Source organism: Paenibacillus sp. FSL P4-0338 (genome assembly GCF_038002365.1).
Taxonomy (GTDB): domain Bacteria; phylum Bacillota; class Bacilli; order Paenibacillales; family Paenibacillaceae; genus Paenibacillus_AQ.
Genome location: NZ_JBBOCG010000002.1, coordinates 1,335,037 through 1,350,221 on the forward strand (window position 1 = coordinate 1,335,037; position 15,185 = coordinate 1,350,221).

Here is a 15,185-nt window from a genome sequence, read left to right on the forward strand (position 1 = left end):
TGTGTTAAAAAATCTGTTTTCGCATCCCGCTTAAACAGCGGAGCGGACGGAACGACCCGCGGAAAAGCGGTAGCGGTCGCCTTTGTGTCCGGATTTTCACCGCTGAGGGGAACGAAAAAAATCTGGACACAACAGCGATTGTAACAACGTTCCGTTTGCGGAGCGTCCTCATCGACACAAACGTCCATCTAACTCCAAAACAAGGGGTATCCCAGCCATTTCATGGCTTATGGACACCCTCTTATTGTTTATCTATTTTTTGCCGAATTGCCATTTACAATCTGACATCTAGCGTAGATCTTCTGTAGAAGAACCACGCTGCAATCACGAGCGTAGCAGCCACCAGTATCCCGGACTCGCCTGTCCAGAGATAGGCATTCTTCCCGCTGGTGTACCGATCGAAAGCGTCCTGAATGATAGCATTCCATGAGGCGTGGAGCAGAACCGCCGGCCATATGCTCCCCGTGCTTAAGCGCAATAGACTAATAATGATGTTAAATGAGCTGATGGTTACCATGAACAATACGATCGATAAGGCCAGGGAAGGGCCGGAATAGTAGCTGCCGATTAGAATCGCCGGGATATGCCACATGCCCCAGATCAGTCCGCTCATGAGAATAGGCTTCGAGACGCGGGCTTGGATGAGCCGGGTCAGCATGTATCCTCTCCAGCCTAGCTCTTCTCCAGCACTGCTGATAATTCCCATCGCGGTCCCAACAGACATTTGAATCAGGATCGCCCCGACTAGTGCACCGACAACATTGCCATTGTGGCCGGTATACTCCGTCAGTCCTGTGATCCAAGCGGCCCCATAGGCCACCAGGCCAACCGCCACCGGCAACAACAAGATGAACGGAATCGTCTTCAATGTGCGCCGTCCCCCGAACCTCAGGGAGATATCCGCGAAGCCCTCACGAAGCAGGATACGGGTGAGTATGGAGGAGATCCCGGGCGCCCACATCAGCAGCAAGCCGTACACAGGTGTTACAGTAAGGGCCAACATGTAACTTATAGCCGTAAGGGGTATAAGTATCAGGAAGAATACTAGCAACCCTCTCCTGGCAGATTGGACGCTCTCCTCTTTTTCGATGGTGCTCATTTCAATTTCACTCCTTTGAATGTGTGTAATGCTTGGTAGAGTATAGCAACGAACGGGGAAGTGAGGAACAACCTGGAGCCCAGCAGGCCATTGGGACCTTGGCCCAGTCATCTATGAGACTGTAGATGTAGGGAAACTTTTATACGCATAATCTGGACCTCTGCTACCGCACACTGCTGGTTCAATCCGTTACCTCTTTAATTAAAAATATAAGAATTTATAGGTTTCACATGATAACTTATCCTTCTATTTCTCGCTGAAACGGTACCGTCCTTTACAGGGACGGCAAATCCGTTTCCACTTGTTGAAGGAATGATGCTGTAAAGAGACAAATGTTATATTAATTGCGCAGAAAAAAAGTATTGTATAAGAAAAGGAAACAACTTCTAAAACGTTCCTGCTTAAAAATCCTCTGTTTTTCTACTGTTTTCTACGCATTTTTCGTAAACCTACAAAAACCTACCGAATCCTACATATATCATGTTATGTAATATAACACCAACTATTGAATTTTGTATTAATTCCCACAATTATTAGTGACGATTCTCCGACCTTGTGTTAATATAAATGACATCATAATCCAAGAATAGAGAAGCAGCACAGAGAAAGGGGTATACAAGATGAATATGGGGAGAAGGGGATGGCGATGGAGTATTTCATTCAGCAACTAATAAACGGGATTTCCGTAGGCAGTATTTACGCTCTGATCGCCCTTGGTTACACAATGGTGTACGGTATCATCAAGCTGATTAATTTTGCGCATGGCGATGTATTCATGGTTGGGTCGTTCATCGGTCTGTACAGTGCCAAATACCTGGCGAATGCCGGATTGCCGCCGATCGTTGTACTGCTCTTGTCGCTGATCATCTCGATGACCATCAGTGCATTGCTCGGTATCAGCATTGAACGTCTGGCGTATAAGCCGCTTCGTAAGTCCACTCGAATTGCAGCGCTGATTACAGCGATCGGCGTATCCTTCCTGCTCGAATATACCGGAGTCTTGATCCTCGGGCCGCAGGCCAAGGGCTTCCCGGATATTATGGATAAGAAGCAGTATCATCTCTTCGGGTCCTCCATCCAGGTCGAATCCAACCAGATCATGATTCTGCTAACAACGATTATTCTTATGCTTGTACTGCAATATATCGTTCGTTACACCAAGACGGGAAAAGCTATGCGGGCCGTATCCTTCGATGTAGAAGCGGCGCGGCTGATGGGCATCAACGTAGACCGCACCATTTCAGCCACCTTCGCAATTGGTTCGGCGCTTGCCGCTGCAGCGGGCGTGATTTTCGGAATGACGTACAATTCGGTTGATCCGCTCATGGGCGTAATGCCCGGGCTTAAGGCTTTTGTCGCGGCAGTACTTGGAGGGATTGGCAGTATACCGGGTGCGCTTGTCGGCGGATTGCTGCTGGGAACGGTTGAGACAGAGATTTCTTCACTCGGGTTCTCCTCCTGGCGTGATGGTGTAGCCTTTGCGGTACTGATTCTAATCCTTATCTTCAGACCATCCGGACTGTTCGGCAAGAATGTCCGGGAGAAAGTGTAGGGGGAAGCTGCCGTGAAAAAGATAAATAATAAGTTCTGGCTGGGCATACTGACCGCCCTTGCGTTCTATGGAATCGTAAAAGTTCTTCTAACAACGGGAATTCTTAGTGATGTGAATCAGTCTATGCTGCTGCTCATCGGGGTTAACATCATGCTGGCCGTGTCGCTGAACCTGATTACCGGGATTACCGGGCAGTTCTCCATTGGTCATGCCGGGTTCATGTCAGTGGGTGCGTATACCTCGGCGATCCTGACTCTTGACTACAATGTGCCGTTCATTCCTGCGATTCTTGCGGGTGGGCTGCTGGCAGCGGTATTCGGTGTATTGATCGGGATGCCTACGCTCCGGCTTAACGGGGACTATCTTGCTATTGCCACGCTGGGGTTCGGTGAGATCATCCGCATCATTATGCTGAATACAGAATTTGTCGGCGGAGCTTCAGGGCTAAGCGGTATTCCGGCCAAAACCACCTGGACCATGCTCTTCTTCTTCACTCTGATTTCAGTTGTACTGATTAATAACTTCATTAGATCTACTCACGGCCGGGCCTGTATTGCGATCCGCGAGAATGAGATTGCCGCTGAGGCGATGGGGATTAATACGACACGCTACAAAATCATTGCCTTCACTATCGGTGCGCTGTTTGCCGGAATGGCGGGCGGCCTGTCAGCCCATACGTTCTATGTTATTACGCCAGGCAGCTTCAACTTCCTGAAGTCTTTTGAAATCATCGTCATGGTTGTTCTCGGGGGGCTGGGCAGTACCGCGGGCTCTATCGTGGGTGCGGTGTTCGTTACCCTGCTGTATACCTACTTACGTGAATTCCCGGAATGGCGCATGATTATCTACTCCATTGTGCTCATTCTGATGATGATCTTCCGTCCAAGCGGCCTGCTTGGCGTAAGCAAATTCTCATTTGGCAAGTTCGGCAAAAAGGAGGCGAAGGCAAATGACGCAATCAAGAGCAGCGGTACTCCTTGATGTGAAAGCGGCCAGCCGGGCCTTCGGCGGACTGAAGGCGGTCAGCGAGGTATCTCTTCATATTGATAAAGGCGAGCTGATCGGCCTGATCGGGCCCAACGGTGCAGGTAAAACCACACTATTCAACCTGTTGACCGGAGTGTACCCGCCATCGTCGGGCAGCATTCTTTTGAATAATGAGTCTATCGGCGGGATGAAGCCCTACAAGATCAATCATAAAGGCGCTGCGCGTACGTTCCAGAACATCCGCCTGTTTACGGCTATGACGGTGCTGGAGAACGTCAAGATTGCCTTCCATCAGCATGCGAAGCACTCGTTGTTCTCTTCGATGCTACGTCTGCCGAAGCATTTCCAGGGCGAAGAGGAGATTACCCGGAAGGCGATGGATATTCTCTCCATCTTCAATCTGGCTGATCAGAGTGAAGAGGTAGCGAGCAACCTGAGCTATGGGAATCAGCGGCGTCTGGAGATTGCCCGGGCGCTTGCGGCCGGACCCAAGCTGCTCTTGCTCGATGAGCCGGCTGCCGGGATGAACCCGAATGAGACGCGTGACCTGATGAACCTGATCGCCTGGATCCGGGAGGAGTTCGACCTGACGATTCTGCTGATTGAGCATGATATGTCACTGGTAATGGGGGTCTGCAGCCGCATCTACGTGCTGGACCGCGGAATACTGATCGCTGACGGAACGCCGGCGGAGATCCGCAACAATCCGAAGGTCATCGAAGCGTATTTGGGACAGGAGGCGTAGGGCTATGCTTACAGTACAAGGGATTAATGTATATTACGGAGCGATTCATGCCTTGAAGGACCTCAGCATCACCGTCAAGCAGGGGGAAATTGTGACGCTAATCGGTGCCAACGGCGCCGGCAAGTCAACGCTGCTTAAGACGCTCTCGGGGCTGCTGAAGCCCAAGACAGGAAGTATTGAATTCCTGGGTAAATCGATAACGAATCAAAGTGTACAGGCGATTGTCAAAGAAGGGCTGATCCATTGTCCCGAAGGACGGCGCGTATTCGCTAATATGTCGGTCGAGGAGAATCTCGAATTGGGCGCTTACCTGCAGGATGGAAGCAGTCTGGCTGCGGACTTCGCGAAGGTATACAACACCTTCCCGCGATTGCTTGAGCGCAAGAAGCAGCAGGCGGGAACCTTATCCGGCGGGGAGCAGCAGATGCTGGCGATGGGCCGGGCAATTATGGGCCACCCGAAGCTGCTGCTGCTGGATGAACCGTCGATGGGGCTGGCGCCGCTGCTGGTCCAGGATATTTTCAAAATTATAAAAGAAGTCAATGATGCCGGAACCACTGTATTGCTGGTCGAGCAGAATGCGCACCAGGCACTTAAAATCGCTGACCGCGCTTATGTCCTGGAGACAGGCCGGGTAGTGCTTGAAGGGGATGCCAAGGAATTGGCCGACTCCGATGAGATCAAAATGGCTTATCTCGGGCACTAAGCAGGGTATCCATCGTACAGCAGCATCACAGAAACAACATATATAAACTAAATAATCAGGAGGCTGGGAGAAACTATGAAGAAAATTGGGGCCATTATCTTGTCGGCAGTATTGACTGCGGTATTAGCATCCGGCTGCGGCAACAACACAGAGAACAGCGGTAACTCTGCAAGCGGCGGCAACACGGCCGGAGGCACCATCAAGATCGGGGCTGACCTTGAGCTCACAGGCGGTCAGGCTTCTTTCGGCGACTCCGCATCCAAGGGCGCGAAGCTGGCGGTTCAGCAGATCAACGCCGCAGGCGGTGTGCTCGGCAAGCAGCTGGAACTGGTAGTTGCAGACAATGCATCGAAGTCTGAAGAAGCTACCCAGGCGGCACAGAAGCTGATCACCAATGACAAGGTCGTGACCATTATCGGCGCATCCACTTCGACCAATACGCTGGGGATCGTTCCGGTAGCTATGGAGAAAAAGATTCCGCTTGTCTCAGTAGGGGCTACCAATCCGAAGGTTACCGTGGATGAGCGCAGCGGCAATGTGAATGAATTCGTGTTCCGCGCAGCGTTCATCGATCCGTTCCAGGGTGAGGTAATGGCTAACTTTGCGCTCGATTCCCTGAAGGCTAAGACGGCTGTCATCTATACCGATACTTCGTCCGACTATTCTAAGGGTCTGCAGAAGTTCTTCGAAGAGACCTTCAAGGCCAAAGGCGGCGAGGTGCTCAGCCAGGAGTCCTACCAGCAGAAGGATTCGGACTTCAAAGCAGTTCTGACCCGCATCAAAGCAGCGAACCCGGATGTCATCTACCTGCCTGGTTACTATGAAGAAGTAGGTAAAATTGTGAAGCAGGCCCGTGAAATGGGCATCACCGTTCCGTTCCTGGGCGGCGACGGCTGGGATTCCCCGCAGTTGGCGGAAATCGCCGGTGCCAAAGCGCTGGAGAACACGTTCATGTCCAATCACTACTCGCCAGAAGATACAGCTCCTGAAGTAACCAGCTTCGTGGATGCCTACAAAGCCGCTAACGGCGGAGCAGTTCCAGATGGTATGGCTGCCCTAGGCTATGACGCCCTGAAACTGGTAGCTGATGCGATCACCCGCGCCGGTGAAGCCGATCCGGCCAAGATTACAGAAGCATTGGCAGCGACTAAGGATCTGCAGCTCGCTACAGGAAAAATCACCCTGAACGACAAGCATGACCCGGTCAAAGCCGCAGTTGTGCTGAAATTCGTTGACGGGAAGCAAACCTTTGAAACCAAGGTTAATCCTTAAGCAGTGAAATTGCATATACTAAGGTGAAGGGAACGGGGAGCCGGTCTGCAGGAGGCCAGGGAGCCTCTTGCCTCACTTTAACCGTGAAGAGGAAGGCCCCGAATGGGAGCCTTTCTTTTCGCATCTCACAAGGATAGAATGTTGACTATACTTACACAACTAAGCAGATGCTTCCGGAGCGAGTTGTGCCGGTGAGATATCAAGGAAGGCTATGCTTACACAACTTTTAGGGGGAATCGGCATGATTATTGGCGTACCCGCAGAAATCAAGAATAACGAGAACCGCGTCGCCATCACCCCGGCCGGGGTGGAAGCACTCCGGAAGGCAGGTCATGAAGTCTACATCCAAGCTTCAGCCGGAGCAGGCAGCGGCATGGGTGACAAGGAGTACTCAGATAAAGGTGCAGTGATTCTGGATACGGCTGCTGAGGTCTGGAGCAAGGCAGAGATGATTATCAAGGTGAAGGAGCCGCTGCCGGAGGAGTACGGTTATTTCCGCAAAGGCTTGATTCTATTCACCTATCTGCATCTGGCACCTGAAGCGGAGCTGACCAAAGCGCTGGTGGAGAGCAGTGTGACCGCCGTGGGCTATGAGACGATTCAACTTGAGGACGGCTCGCTGCCGCTGCTGATTCCGATGAGTGAGGTCGCCGGACGCATGGCGGTGCAGATTGGTGCCGGGCTGCTGGAGAAGCCGCATGGCGGCAAAGGCGTTCTGCTGGGCGGGGTACCTGGCGTACAACCGGGAGAGGTGGTCATTGTCGGCGGCGGAATTGTCGGCACAAATGCGGCGAAGATAGCACTGGGCATGGGGGCACGTGTCACCGTTCTGGATCTGAATGCGGGCCGTCTGCGCGCGCTGGATGATATTTTTGGCGGACGGCTGGTGACCGTGATGTCGGATTCCTATCATCTGGAGCAGGCTGTGCGCCGTGCGGATCTGCTGATCGGGGCAGTGCTGATTCCCGGTGCCCGTGCGCCAAAGCTGGTTAAGGAGTATATGGTGAAGCAGATGGAAGAGGGCTCTGTCATCGTGGATGTTGCAATTGATCAGGGCGGGTCGATTGAGACCATTGACCGGATCACCACACATGAGAACCCGACGTATGTGAAGCATGGCGTAGTCCACTACGCCGTAGCCAACATGCCTGGAGCGGTCGCCCGGACTTCGACACTGGCGCTGACCAATGTGACGATCCCCTACGCGCTACAAATTGCCAATCTGGGCATTCATGCGGCTGCGGTGAAGAACGCGGCGCTTGCGCGCGGCCTGAATGTGGTAGCTGGACAGGTGACCAATGCTGCGGTGGCCGGGAGTCTGGGGTATGAATACGCGGATGGAATCCAGGTGCTGGCTGCGGGCGGGGAGAAGTGATCTTAAGAGGGGAGAAGCAGAGACTGCACACTGTAGTTCTCCCCGTATTTTCCAGGAAAGTTGACCTTCAAAAAAAGGCTTGTCAAATGGACTAAGGTTTGATATACTCATTTTTGTTGTCACAAAGAAAAAACATAAATTTGGCTCGTTGGTCAAGGGGTTAAGACACCTCCCTTTCACGGAGGTAACATGGGTTCGAATCCCATACGAGTCACCAATATGCGGTAGTGGTGGAATGGCAGACACGCTATCTTGAGGGGGTAGTGGGTGTATACCCGTGGAGGTTCGAGTCCTCTCTACCGCATACTAGGAAATGAGCAGGAACTCTTGAATGATCAAGGGTTTCTGTTTTTTTATTATTATTAACTCAACTTTCGCACCTAGAAAAATGGCTTAAACCCTTGAGCGCGTAAGGAGAATTCTGTAGGTTTACTTGTATTTACAAAACACACCTCGCTTTTCCAAACTTTTTGCCACTCTTCACCTTGGAAAAACCTTAAGGAAAGTGGTATTTCAAATCTTTAGATCTTTCCAGTTTATCCATTTTTCAAATCGTATTCTCGTTAGTTTTCGAAGGAAAGAACTGGTTTCAGCTTCTGGAAAGCGACCGTGCAGCAGATCTTCCTGGTAAAGATGTTGTTTACCGTTTTTTAAATCAAGCTTCGTTTGCTTGGCGACGCTTTTTGCAGGCTTTAAGTCTTCGTATTGTATGTCATTTCGAATCGCTTACCTCTTCTCAGCTCGTAAGTGTGTTCATTATCGGCGATTCCGTTTTGAGCCGAAACCGTAGCAAAAAAGCAGAGTTTTTAGTACGCGTCTTTGACCATTCTATGGGCAAATTCACTAAGGGCTACACCATACTAACCCTGAATTGGTCGGAGAAATTTAGCTTTGCTCCACTTAATTTTGTCATGCTGTCTTCCGCTAAAATCACCAACCGGGTATGCGAAATGTCTAGGGCTCTCTCCAAGCGCAGTCATGGGTACAAACGCCGGCTGGAGGCTTTTTTCGGAAACCAGATGCGGTCGTGGCTATGCTAAAACAGGCACTGCATACAGGATTTACCGCCGACTACGTCCTTATGGATAGCTGGTTTACACAAGCTCCACTTCTTCGTGAGCTTGCGGCCCAGGGGCTTCCTGTTATTGGTATGGTGAAAGAGATGAAGCGGCGTTATCTCGGGCAAGGCAAGCGACTGACACTGCGTGAGGTATTTCAAAGCCTTCCTGCCTCGAGGGCAAAAGACATTAAAGGCTCCGTCATCGTACAAACAGCTTGTGGACTACCCATAAAGCTTGTTTTTGTCCGCAACCGGAATGAAAAATGGGAATGGCTAGCCATTTTAAGTACCGATGTGACGCTGGATGCCGTTGAGATTGTAGGGTTCTACGGCATGTTCCGTTTTAAACAATACGGTAACAGCGAGGCCACTGAAAAACTAACCTTTCCTGGTAAAGTCACAATCATATCTCAAAAAGACGACATCCATTCGTTTCTTCCGAATGGATGTCGTCTTTTTCTTGTTATTATTAACTTTCGTTTACTCCAAGAACCTAAGGGTAACATAATCTTAGGGAGGGGAGGAGCCCTGCTTTGTTTACGTTTCTCAAGGAGGTACGAATGAGTGAATGCCAAGCGGCTAACGAAACCTAAGGAAAAAGTTCAAGAACTCCAAGGAAAGTTAGGTCATGCGGTCAAGGAGAATAATAAGCGTAAATTCCAAGCCTTGTACGACAAAGTCTACCGGTGGGATGTACTATGCGAAGCCTGAACACGGGTGAAAGCGAATAAGGGAGCTGCGGGAGTGGATACCGTAACGCGCGCAGATGTTAAAGAACAAGGAGAAACAAGATTCCTCAAGGAATGCGAGCGAGAACTAAAGGAAGGCAAGTACCATCCGCAGCCCGTACGGCGGCACTACATTCCCAAGAAAGATGGGAAGCCCAGACCGCTAGGCATCCCGACCTTACGGGACCGAGTGCTGCAGATGGCAACTAAACTACCGGTCAAAGTAGTTCAGGTAGATATTCGCAAGCGAAGAAGAGCCAACGGAGGAGATGGATGACGTACGGTTTGATGAGGAGGGGTTGGTTTAAAGCCAGCCCTTTACTCTAGTTCAAAAAAACTGTTGCTCATGATTCTGTTATAACTGTGTTGACGAATATAGCATTTTACTCGTTTTTAAGAGTGGTCGAGGGAAATGGAGATTTTAACTTTGTTTGAATGAAAAGTACCTTTTTAGACATTTATATTAAAAAAATTACAACATTTTCATGTTAGGTATTGCACAATATAACCAAAAGTGTAATTATGTAAGTGTATATATGTTTTTTCTTTGTTTAATTATGGGTTTATATATTAATGATTACATATTTGTATCTTTGACAAATTAATAATAATGGTGTGGAGGTAATTATGGTTATTAATGTTCAAGGTGTTACTAAGATTTACAAAGGTTCAGGTGGATCTGAGATCTTTGCTAACGATGACCTGAATCTAAGTGTCAAAGAGGGTGAGATTTTAGGCCTTTTAGGTCACAATGGAGCAGGGAAAACGACTCTGGTAAGCCAGATTATAGGTTTAACTAAGCCGACTCGAGGCGAGATTTATGTTTTAGGGGAATCGGTAATTAACGACCCTGCCCGTGCTCGGAAATTATGTTCAATCCAGCCGCAGTCTCAGGTGCCGCTAGGAGAGCTGACTCCTTTGAAAGCGGTTACTATTATGGGGGAAATGCGAGGAGGGAAACAATCTGAAGTCATAAAACAGGCAGAGAGGCTATTTGAAGCACTGGATATCAGCCAATGGTCTAAGACGGAAGGGACCAAGCTATCCGGAGGCGTGCGCCGATTAACCGCTTTTTGCATGTCTGTGGTGCAGGCCGGGAAAATTATCATACTGGATGAACCTACCAATGATGTGGACCCTGTCCGTAGGCGATACCTCTGGAATGAAATCCGTAACCTAACCAAAGAAGGCGTGTCGGTAATTCTAGTAACACATAACGTTCTTGAAGCAGAGAAGGCAGTAGATCGAGTAGCCATTTTACATAAAGGAAAGATCATTACGCAAGGTACTCCGTCAGAGGTGAAGGGTTCAATAAGCAGTCATTTACGTATTGAAGCGAGTTTATCCGCAGGAATAGACAAAGTGGATCTCCCGGGCTGGGCTCTTTCATCCAATCAGGATAATGGGCGTATTGCAATATACATAAATCCAAATACTGTAGTCGAGGTAATTGAATGGGCGAAGTCTCAAATAGACGAAGGGAAGTTCCTGGATTATTCATTGTCCCCAACCTCACTTGAAGATGTGTATGTTAAATTGACAGGAGGAAAGGAGGGTTCGGCGCTATGAACTTTATAAAGCAAGTTAATTATGTATTTGCTATGCAATTTAATAGAACCAAGGGATTCCTCGTGTTCTTTGCCATTATTCAAATCATGGTTTCAGTAGGGATTGTTATTGGTTTTACTTATCTGTTTGAAAATCCTGATTCAAATTCGATGCTGTTTCTGGCAACAGGTGCTCCAACGATCATTCTGACAATGACGGGGTTGGTTATTTTACCGCAACAGTTGGCTACTTCAAAGGTCGAAGGATATATTGAATTTATTCGCACATGGCCAGTAAATCGCGCATCTGTTATTGTTTCGGATACATTGGTATGGCTGATGATAACGGTACCCGGAATATCGATTGCAACCATTATTTCACAGCTCACCTTTCAACCTGGATTTGATTTTTCGTGGACCATTGTTCCGGCATTTCTGCTTACTGCACTAACCTGTATTGGAATTGGTTCCGGTTTTTCTTATGCGTTGCCAGGTAATGCTGCTATGGCGCTTTCTCAAGTATTGGCATTTGCAACGCTCATGTTCTCACCAATTAACTTTCCGATTGATAGACTGCCGGAATGGCTTCAGCTCACCCATCATGTCTTGCCTATATATTCAATGGCGGAAGTGATGCGTTCTGCTATGGCTGCTTCTACTTTCGCAGTGGACTGGTGGCACTATGTTAATTTGTCCATTTGGTGTGTTCTCGGTTATGGAGGCGCAATTTATATTCTGAACAAGAAATAATATTCTTATCCAACTATGCCAACGGAAAGGGATGATTTCTATTATCGGAGTGGTCGCGGTGGTAGGAGCAGGAGTAATGGGGGGAGATGTCGCGGCGACGGCAGCATTCCATGGATATAAAGTCATTGTAAAAGATGTTGATCCTGAGGCTCTGGCAAAGGCGCCTCATATCATTCGCCAGAATATCAGAAAGTATAAGATGATTTCTCAGGATCTTCAGAATTGGAATATATCGGACATTCTCTCCAGAATTACGTTTAGTGACAGCTATGAAGGCTTTGAGCAGGCATCCTGGATTATTGAGAACACCACTGAGGATGTAGAGGTGAAAAGCGCAGTCTTCAGAGAGCTGTGTGAAGTATGCTCATCAAATGTAAGGTTTGCTGTAAATACCAGTTGTATTACAATTACCCAGCTGGCAGGTCTTGTTCCCCAGCCTGAGCGAGTTATTGGAATGCATTTTATGAATCCCGTGCCGTTGAAAGGCATTGTTGAGACGATCCGGGGGTTTCATACTTCTGATGAGACGATTGAAGCTTCCGAAGCTTTTCTTAGAAGCCTTGGTAAGACATCGGTTCTAGTTCAGGATTCTCCGGGCTTCGTATCAAACCGACTATCACACTTGTTCATGAACGAGGCAGCCTTCTTGGTTCAAGAGCAGGTGGCTGAGCCGGAACAGATTGACACATTATTCAAACAGGGATACGGCCATAAGATGGGCCCGCTGGAAACTGCGGATCTAATCGGGCTGGATACCGTTGTGCGTTCTCTTGATGTACTCTACCAAAATTATCAGGACCCTAAGTTTCGGTGTTGTCCGCTTCTGAAAAAGATGGTTGACGCCGGGCTGAAGGGCCGTAAAAGTGGTCGGGGCTTTTATACATATAATGAGAGAGGAATATGAATTTGAAGGACATAAAATGTGTAATCTGGGACCTCGACAATACTCTATGGGAGGGGGTACTACTTGAGGGAGATCAGCTTTACTTGAAACCGGGTATTTCGGAGATTTTACAAATTTTAGACTCAAGGGGTATTCTTTTATCTATCGCCAGTAAAAACAACTATAAGGAAACGATGGAGTACTTAGAACAAGTTGGACTTGCCCATTACTTTCTCTATCCGCAGATTGGATGGGGGCCCAAATCTATTTCTGTAGCTAATATCCAAAAAAGCCTGAATATCGGTATGGACACCATTCTTTTTATAGATGACCAGATCTTTGAGCGGGATGAGGTAAGCGCGGCACATCCGGAAGTTAGTATTGTGGATGCTTCTAACTATAATAAGCTGCTGGGAATGGCAACTCTAATGCCAAAAGTAATCACTGAGGATAGCTGCAGGCGCAGGCTAATGTATATAGAGGAGCAACAGCGCAAAGGGGACGAGCTAGTATACCAAGGTACGCCCATTGATTTCTTGAAAAGCCTGAACATGGTATTCACCATATCTAAAGCTAACGAATCGGATCTGCAGCGTGCAGAGGAATTGACGGTTCGCACGAATCAGCTTAACTCAACGGGAGTTCAGTACAGTTCTGATGAACTTAAGGAATTGTTAAATTCCCCGCATCATCATTTGTGGATTTGTGAGCTGACGGATAAATACGGCTCTTACGGTAAGATTGGGTTGGTGCTGGTAGAGGTACAAGAAGAGGCTTGGGTTATTCATCTGTTGCTGATGTCCTGCCGGGTAATTTCCAGGGGAGTAGGAACCGTCCTGCTGTCTTTCTTGATGAAAGAAGCCAAAGCGCAAGCTAAAGGATTAAGAGCTGTTTTTCGGCGGACAGAACGTAACCGCCAGATGTTATTGACCTATCAGTTTGCTAACTTCGTGGAACGTGAATGTGTTGAAGATATCATAATCTTTGAGAACGATCTTACGAAGATTCAAGAATACCCGCCATATATTCAAGTGGATTCTCTTAGTAAAGGAGGAATAGCATGATGGAAACTGCGGAAAAAGCACGTTTGCGCATTCGAACTTTTATTGAAAACAATATGAACGAAATGTTTGATGATAATGAGGTTCACGACTCTGACAACATCTTTGAAAAAGGCTTCGTCAGCTCTTTGTTTGCTATGCAGTTGTTGAATTTTATCGAACAGGATTTTGCTATAGAAGTTAAGGATGAAGATATCCTGCTCTCAAACTTTAGTTCGGTAGATCAAATGTTGTGCTTAATAGAAAAAGTTAAAGGAGGCTCGTATGCATAAGGAATTTCAACAATCGATTCTTTCAAAAGCTACAGAGTATGCTGAGAAAGTAATCAGACCTAGAGCAGGAGAGTTCGACCGCCAAGAATATCTGCCTCGGGAGATTATTGATGGACTGGCTTCTCGAGGGCTATTAGGGGCTGCTATTCCTGAAAAATATGGCGGATTAGGCCTAGACCCTCTATTCTATGGATCTTTAACTGAAATTATAGGCAAAGCCTGTTGTTCTACACGTGCGTTATTGACAGTACATACTTCACTTGTTGGTGAGACGCTGGTTAAACTGGGAAGTTCCGCACAGCGTGAGCGTTACTTGCCAGAGATTGCTAAAGGGACAAAATTAGGCTGTTTTGCATTATCCGAATCTGGTGCGGGCTCAGACGCTTCTTCTGTCAAAACCCAGTATACAAAGAAAGAAAATATGTTTATTCTCAACGGCAAAAAAAAATGGATTACGTTTGGCGGCATAGCGGATATTATCTTGGTCGTTGCTGCTGAAGCTGATACACGAATAATCACCGCCTTTATAGTGGAGCGCACAATGCCGGGTGTCGAAGTCAAACCGATGAGTGGCTTGTTAGGGAGCAGAGCAGCCCATGTTGCCGAAATCTCATTTACAGACGTAGAGGTGCCGGCAGAGAATGTTTTGTGCAATGTAGGCGAAGGGCTTAGCTTTGTTGTTAATACAGCCCTGTTCTATGGCCGTTACAGCATAGCTTGGGCCGGTGTGGCCATCGGTCAGGCAGCGTTGGAGGAAATGGTGAGTTACGCAAGGACCCGGGAACAGTTTGGACAGAAAATTGGCAAGTTCCAATTGGTCCAAGGTCTTATTGGTGATGCGGTTACACAGGTCCATGCTGCAAGAGCGCTATGCATTAGAGCTGGAGAGCTATCTATTGCCGGAGATCATAGTGCTGTTATGGAAACCAATATCGCCAAGTATTTCACATCGATTATGGCCCGCCAAGTAACGTCTGACGCAGTGCAGGTATTCGGCGGCAATGGATGCTGGAACGAATATCCGGTAGAACGATTATTCCGTGAATCTAAGATTCTTGAAATTATTGAAGGAACATCACAGATTCAGCAATTGATGATTGCTAACTATGGGATGAGGAAATATCGCAGACGCTAGCTTTCTCTCATAA

General features: G+C 48.1%; 14 protein-coding genes, 2 tRNA genes and 1 pseudogene. 16 read left to right on the plus strand and 1 reads right to left on the minus strand.

Annotated elements, in window-relative coordinates; translation table 11 throughout:
* Positions 1–274: 274 nt before the first annotated feature.
* Positions 275–1,099, minus strand: coding sequence for a type II CAAX endopeptidase family protein (locus tag MKZ07_RS29790; protein WP_341029118.1), 825 nt, complete (start codon positions 1,097–1,099; stop codon positions 275–277).
* A gap of 646 nt (positions 1,100–1,745) precedes the next feature.
* Between MKZ07_RS29790 and MKZ07_RS29795 the strand changes: the two genes are divergently transcribed.
* From MKZ07_RS29795 to MKZ07_RS29875, 16 genes and pseudogenes are all read left to right on the plus strand, one after another.
* Positions 1,746–2,651: a branched-chain amino acid ABC transporter permease gene (locus MKZ07_RS29795; protein ID WP_036697217.1), complete on the plus strand. Its 906-nt coding sequence runs from the start codon at positions 1,746–1,748 to the stop codon at positions 2,649–2,651.
* A 12-nt stretch (positions 2,652–2,663) separates the two neighbouring features.
* Complete coding sequence (locus MKZ07_RS29800; RefSeq protein ID WP_051493791.1) at positions 2,664–3,632, plus strand: branched-chain amino acid ABC transporter permease; 969 nt, start codon at positions 2,664–2,666, stop codon at positions 3,630–3,632.
* On the plus strand, positions 3,601–4,383 hold the full coding sequence (locus MKZ07_RS29805) for an ABC transporter ATP-binding protein (protein WP_341019197.1): 783 nt from the start codon (positions 3,601–3,603) through the stop codon (positions 4,381–4,383). Before MKZ07_RS29800 ends, MKZ07_RS29805 begins: the two co-directional genes overlap by 32 nt.
* A 4-nt stretch (positions 4,384–4,387) precedes the next feature.
* Positions 4,388–5,089 carry an ABC transporter ATP-binding protein gene (locus MKZ07_RS29810; protein WP_036697211.1) on the plus strand — a complete coding sequence of 234 codons (702 nt, stop codon included), beginning with the start codon at positions 4,388–4,390 and terminating at the stop codon, positions 5,087–5,089.
* A 75-nt stretch (positions 5,090–5,164) separates the two neighbouring features.
* Positions 5,165–6,361: an ABC transporter substrate-binding protein gene (locus MKZ07_RS29815; RefSeq protein WP_341029120.1), complete on the plus strand. Its 1,197-nt coding sequence runs from the start codon at positions 5,165–5,167 to the stop codon at positions 6,359–6,361.
* A 241-nt stretch (positions 6,362–6,602) separates the two neighbouring features.
* Positions 6,603–7,736 carry an alanine dehydrogenase gene (gene ald / locus MKZ07_RS29820; protein ID WP_076158999.1) on the plus strand — a complete coding sequence of 378 codons (1,134 nt, stop codon included), beginning with the start codon at positions 6,603–6,605 and terminating at the stop codon, positions 7,734–7,736.
* A gap of 142 nt (positions 7,737–7,878) precedes the next feature.
* A tRNA-Glu gene (locus MKZ07_RS29825) sits at positions 7,879–7,953 on the plus strand.
* 4 nt (positions 7,954–7,957) lie between these two features.
* Positions 7,958–8,040 (plus strand) — tRNA-Leu (locus tag MKZ07_RS29830).
* A 129-nt stretch (positions 8,041–8,169) separates the two neighbouring features.
* Positions 8,170–9,132 (plus strand): annotated as a pseudogene (locus tag MKZ07_RS33690) (IS4 family transposase); the annotation flags it as partial.
* A 228-nt stretch (positions 9,133–9,360) separates the two neighbouring features.
* Positions 9,361–9,507, plus strand: a complete 147-nt coding sequence (locus MKZ07_RS29845; protein WP_235218485.1) for a hypothetical protein — start codon at positions 9,361–9,363, stop codon at positions 9,505–9,507.
* A 644-nt stretch (positions 9,508–10,151) separates the two neighbouring features.
* Positions 10,152–11,093 (plus strand): ABC transporter ATP-binding protein, encoded by a 942-nt coding sequence (locus MKZ07_RS29850; RefSeq protein ID WP_051493788.1) that lies wholly within the window; start codon positions 10,152–10,154, stop codon positions 11,091–11,093.
* Positions 11,090–11,821 carry an ABC transporter permease gene (locus MKZ07_RS29855; protein WP_036697200.1) on the plus strand — a complete coding sequence of 244 codons (732 nt, stop codon included), beginning with the start codon at positions 11,090–11,092 and terminating at the stop codon, positions 11,819–11,821. Before MKZ07_RS29850 ends, MKZ07_RS29855 begins: the two co-directional genes overlap by 4 nt.
* A 40-nt stretch (positions 11,822–11,861) precedes the next feature.
* Entirely contained in the window at positions 11,862–12,725 is an 864-nt protein-coding gene (locus MKZ07_RS29860; RefSeq protein ID WP_200869226.1) for a 3-hydroxyacyl-CoA dehydrogenase family protein, read from the plus strand.
* Complete coding sequence (locus MKZ07_RS29865; protein ID WP_036697195.1) at positions 12,722–13,768, plus strand: HAD-IIIC family phosphatase; 1,047 nt, start codon at positions 12,722–12,724, stop codon at positions 13,766–13,768. The genes MKZ07_RS29860 and MKZ07_RS29865 overlap by 4 nt, the downstream gene beginning before the upstream one ends.
* On the plus strand, positions 13,765–14,037 hold the full coding sequence (locus tag MKZ07_RS29870; RefSeq protein ID WP_051493787.1) for a phosphopantetheine-binding protein: 273 nt from the start codon (positions 13,765–13,767) through the stop codon (positions 14,035–14,037). Before MKZ07_RS29865 ends, MKZ07_RS29870 begins: the two co-directional genes overlap by 4 nt.
* Positions 14,030–15,172, plus strand: a complete 1,143-nt coding sequence (locus MKZ07_RS29875) for an acyl-CoA dehydrogenase family protein (RefSeq protein WP_036697193.1) — start codon at positions 14,030–14,032, stop codon at positions 15,170–15,172. The genes MKZ07_RS29870 and MKZ07_RS29875 overlap by 8 nt, the downstream gene beginning before the upstream one ends.
* The last annotated feature ends 13 nt before the right edge of the window (positions 15,173–15,185 follow it).

What these genes read in the sequence shown, in the direction of transcription:
- MKZ07_RS29870 (WP_051493787.1), top strand. Translation starts at nt 13,765, where the DNA reads ATGATGGAAACTGCGGAAAAAGCACGTTTGCGCATTCGAACTTTTATT.
- MKZ07_RS29815 (WP_341029120.1), top strand. Translation starts at nt 5,165, where the DNA reads ATGAAGAAAATTGGGGCCATTATCTTGTCGGCAGTATTGACTGCGGTA.
- MKZ07_RS29810 (WP_036697211.1), top strand. Translation starts at nt 4,388, where the DNA reads ATGCTTACAGTACAAGGGATTAATGTATATTACGGAGCGATTCATGCC.
- ald (WP_076158999.1), top strand. Translation starts at nt 6,603, where the DNA reads ATGATTATTGGCGTACCCGCAGAAATCAAGAATAACGAGAACCGCGTC.
- MKZ07_RS29790 (WP_341029118.1), bottom strand. Translation starts at nt 1,099, where the DNA reads ATGAGCACCATCGAAAAAGAGGAGAGCGTCCAATCTGCCAGGAGAGGG.
- MKZ07_RS29805 (WP_341019197.1), top strand. Translation starts at nt 3,601, where the DNA reads ATGACGCAATCAAGAGCAGCGGTACTCCTTGATGTGAAAGCGGCCAGC.
- MKZ07_RS29855 (WP_036697200.1), top strand. Translation starts at nt 11,090, where the DNA reads ATGAACTTTATAAAGCAAGTTAATTATGTATTTGCTATGCAATTTAAT.
- MKZ07_RS29850 (WP_051493788.1), top strand. Translation starts at nt 10,152, where the DNA reads ATGGTTATTAATGTTCAAGGTGTTACTAAGATTTACAAAGGTTCAGGT.
- MKZ07_RS29875 (WP_036697193.1), top strand. Translation starts at nt 14,030, where the DNA reads ATGCATAAGGAATTTCAACAATCGATTCTTTCAAAAGCTACAGAGTAT.
- MKZ07_RS29795 (WP_036697217.1), top strand. Translation starts at nt 1,746, where the DNA reads ATGGAGTATTTCATTCAGCAACTAATAAACGGGATTTCCGTAGGCAGT.
- MKZ07_RS29865 (WP_036697195.1), top strand. Translation starts at nt 12,722, where the DNA reads ATGAATTTGAAGGACATAAAATGTGTAATCTGGGACCTCGACAATACT.